The 3,367-nt window shown below is 65.3% G+C and carries 4 protein-coding genes; 2 read left to right on the top strand and 2 right to left on the bottom strand.

All coding sequences use genetic code 11. The annotated features are described in order from the left end of the window. Positions 1-215 precede the first annotated feature (215 nt). Positions 216-1,676: an Ig domain-containing protein gene (locus NFW05_RS17155; RefSeq protein WP_295309800.1), complete on the top strand. Its 1,461-nt coding sequence runs from the start codon at positions 216-218 to the stop codon at positions 1,674-1,676. A 144-nt stretch (positions 1,677-1,820) separates the two neighbouring features. Here the strand turns inward: NFW05_RS17155 and NFW05_RS17150 are convergent, their stop codons facing one another. After that, positions 1,821-2,252, bottom strand: coding sequence for a DUF86 domain-containing protein (locus tag NFW05_RS17150; RefSeq protein ID WP_295309799.1), 432 nt, complete (start codon positions 2,250-2,252; stop codon positions 1,821-1,823). Between the two features lie 4 nt (positions 2,253-2,256). Then, the gene (locus tag NFW05_RS17145) at positions 2,257-2,655 is read right to left on the bottom strand and encodes a nucleotidyltransferase domain-containing protein (RefSeq protein ID WP_295309797.1); all 399 of its coding nucleotides are present in this window, start codon (positions 2,653-2,655) and stop codon (positions 2,257-2,259) included. 192 nt (positions 2,656-2,847) lie between these two features. Here NFW05_RS17145 and NFW05_RS17140 point away from each other — a divergent pair, with 192 nt between their 5' ends. After that, positions 2,848-3,366 (top strand): O-acetyl-ADP-ribose deacetylase, encoded by a 519-nt coding sequence (locus NFW05_RS17140; RefSeq protein WP_295309796.1) that lies wholly within the window; start codon positions 2,848-2,850, stop codon positions 3,364-3,366. Position 3,367: the final 1 nt, after the last annotated feature.

The following is a 3,367-nucleotide window of genomic DNA, read 5'->3' as shown; positions in this document are numbered from 1 at the left end:
AGACGCGCCCGGCCACCCTCGTGCAGCCGCGCGTGGTCATCGCGCTCGCCCGCGCCCGTGTTTCACGCGGTCACGCGGCAGCGGCAACGTCCGGCGAGCGTCCTCGACAAGCCGGAACCCGCGCGTTATCCTCGTGGCAGTCAACACCACGGGCCTGGGCGGGAGCGGCGCAAGCCGCGTGACGCCGCCGTCAGGCGAATCATCGGGAGCGTCTGATGAACCTGATTATCGAATTCGGGATGGTCGTCGTCATCCTTTTCGCGCTGCTCGCGCTGGTCTTCTTCATGGTCATCCTGGCCCGGAAGTACCCTTTGGGCCGCGACTCCGGCCAGGAAAGGATGTCGACCTCGACCCGGCTGGTCATCGCCCTCTACCTCGGCGTTCTCTCGATCGCCAGCTGCGTGGCGATCGCCGTACTCTGGTCCGCCGAAGCGCAGCTCACGCCCGAACCGAGGCCGAAGCCCGCGTGCAAGGGGGAATCCCCGCAATTGGCCGGGCTCCATCCGAGCCGCGTGGCCGTCGGAACCGTTCCCGCGCCGGTTCTGCTCGTCGGCTGCAACTTCCCCGCTGACACGCTGATCAAGCTCAACGGCGCGAGCCGTCCAGGTCAGCTTCTCGACCAGCAGCACCTTCGGGTCGAACTCAACCGTGGCGATGTCTCTTCGGGCGGGACGATCGTCGTCACGGCATCGACGAAGGCCGGCGACTTCGGCTCGGACTACCTCGACGTCGTTCAGCCGCAGAACTCGGTCAGCCTGTTCGGCTGGGGGCCCTGGTCGATCGGCAACGAGTTGCGCCTGCTGCTGCTCGTCCTTCTCTCGGGCTGCTTCGGCTCGTGCGTCTATGCGCTCAAGTCTATGGCCGACTACCGTGGCCAGCGGACGCTCTACGCGTCGTGGGACCTCTACTACTGGATTCAGCCGATCGAAGGCGCCGGGCTGGCCTTCCTGATGTACCTGGTCATTCGCGGCGGCTTCCTGGCCGGCGGCGGCAGCGATCTGCAATCCGCCAACCTCTTCGGCATCTGCGCGATCACCGCGCTTTCCGGCGCGTTTTCGGACGTCGCCTTCCTGAAGCTGCGCGAGATCTTCCAGGCCTGGTTCAAGCCGCAGGACGATCGCGGCGGCAAGATGGTTTCGCTGAGGATCACCACGACCAGCCTCGACCCGGCGACCGTCGGCGTCCCGTACGTCGCGGAGCTCAAAGCCGACGGCGGCAGCAGCTCGCTGCAGTGGGCGGTGACCCCTGCCCTGCCCTCGGGACTGACGCTCGACCCGGCCAGCGGGCAGATCGGCGGCACACCGACGGCTGCCACGAAGGCGACGCTCAAGTTCACGGTGACCGATACCGGGTCGCCGGGTAGCCCGTCGGCGAGCCAGGAGATCGAGATCGAAGTCACCGTCGCTCCCCTGGCGATCAGCACCGCGAGCCTGCCGGATGGAGTCGTCGGTAGCGAATACTCGGCTCAGCTCGAAGCCGAGGGTGGCGAAGGAGCGCGAACCTGGTCGATCACCCCGAACCTGCCCGCAGGTCTGGCGCTCGATCCAGCGACCGGGCGGATCAGCGGCACGCCGACGGCGGTCGCCGAACTGACGCTGAAGTGCACCGTCAGCGATTCAGGAACACCCGTCGCGCGGAGCGCCGAGCGGGAAATCGAGCTGAACCTCTCCGCCTAAAAAAAGGGGACAGACCACGTTTTCCTGGCTGCGCTTTCCTTCATGTCCGCCGTCAAGCACGAGTCGACACGACGAGACAGGGCGAAAGAACGCAAAAACCGTGGTCTGTCCCCATTTTTCCCATTTTTCCCAAGTGACTGGCGGTCAGCGTCCAGCGGAAGGGGTTTCTTTCAATCGCGAGCGAATAGCCGCGACAAACGCGAGCAGGTCAGTGAGGCGATCGGTTACCAGTTCCGCGACGATTGCCGGCTTCAGATGCTGGTAACCATGGACGACGACGTTCCGGAAGCCGATCATGCGCTGGATGACGATCGACAGTTCCGGTTTGAGCCAGCCATGCGCGCAGAGCAACGCGAACAGGTCGCGGTTGCTCTCCGGTTCCCCGAGACGGCTGGCGGATACGATGTGCGAGGCGACATCCTGCGCGGCCTGGATGGCGATCTGGAGCGTGTGCGCGGCGAAGCGCTCCTCGCGGATGTCCACCACGATGCGTTCCGGCTGACAGAGATCGCGCAGTTCGCGGACACAGGTCTCGATGAAGGCGAGCTTCTTTTCGAGGAGTTCGGTGTCGGTCACTCGATCAGCCCCCCGTTGGCTGCCGGTACTGCCGCAGGTAAGGCAGGAGGTCGAAATACTCGTTGCGCGCGCGCACCTCAAAACGGATTCGCTGCGAACGATCTCGTTCGCAGACCAGCACGCCGTCGCGCAGGACGCGATGGATCAGATCGACCGGGGCACGGTTGAGGACGACGAGATCGACGCGGTGGCCGATCGCTGCCTCGAGGTCCGCGGCCAGGTCGAGGCCCATCCCGGCCAGAGTCTCCGGAGGATCGGCGGCGTAGAGGACACCGACGTCGACGTCGCTGCTCGCCGCAGCCGTGCCGCGAGCCTGGCTGCCGAAGAGATAGACACATACGACCTCTCCATACCGGCTGGCGAAGAACCGGCGCAAAGACTCGATCAGTGCAGCTGGCGGCATCGTAGGAGGCAGGAGGAGGACGAGCATCGGCGGGAGGAAACCGAGCCGAGTATAGATGCCCGTTGCAGGCACGGTCAATTTTAAAAAAACGTGGTCTGTCCCCATTTTCCCCGGGCGAAAGAACGCAAAAAACGTGGTCTGTCCCCATTTTCTCCTTTTCTCTTTTCTCCTCTTCTTTGAAGGAGGTTGCCGTTGCCGACTGCGTTACGCGTGATGCGTGCCGACATCACGACTCTGGCTGTCGAGGCGATCGTCAATGCGGCGAACTCGTCGCTGCTCGGCGGTGGTGGGGTCGATGGGGCGATCCACCGCGCGGCCGGGCCGGAGCTGCTCCGCGAATGTCGCCTTCTCGGCGGTTGTCCGACCGGCGGCGCGCGCCTGACGAAAGGCTATCGCCTGCCCGCGCGCTACGTGATCCACGCCGTCGGGCCGGTCTGGCGCGGCGGCGGCAGTGGCGAGGCCGAACTCCTGGCCGCGTGCTACCGCAACTCGATCGCGCTCGCCGAGGCGCACGGCGTTTCGACTCTGGCCTTTCCGGGCATCAGCACGGGAATCTTCGGCTATCCTGTGGAAGAAGCCGCGCGAGTCGCGATTTCCGCCGTTCGATCGGCGACGGCCGACTCGCAGACGCTGCGCGAAGTGATCTTCTGCTGCTTCTCGGCCGGCGATCTGCGCGTCTACGAGACGCTGCTCGCCGGGTCCGCGGACTGAT

Source organism: Accumulibacter sp. (genome assembly GCF_023806625.1).
In the GTDB taxonomy this organism is placed as follows: Bacteria; Pseudomonadota; Gammaproteobacteria; order Burkholderiales; family Rhodocyclaceae; genus Accumulibacter.
Note: the sequence above shows the minus strand (reverse complement) of the source record. Positions and strands in the feature narration are given on the sequence as shown.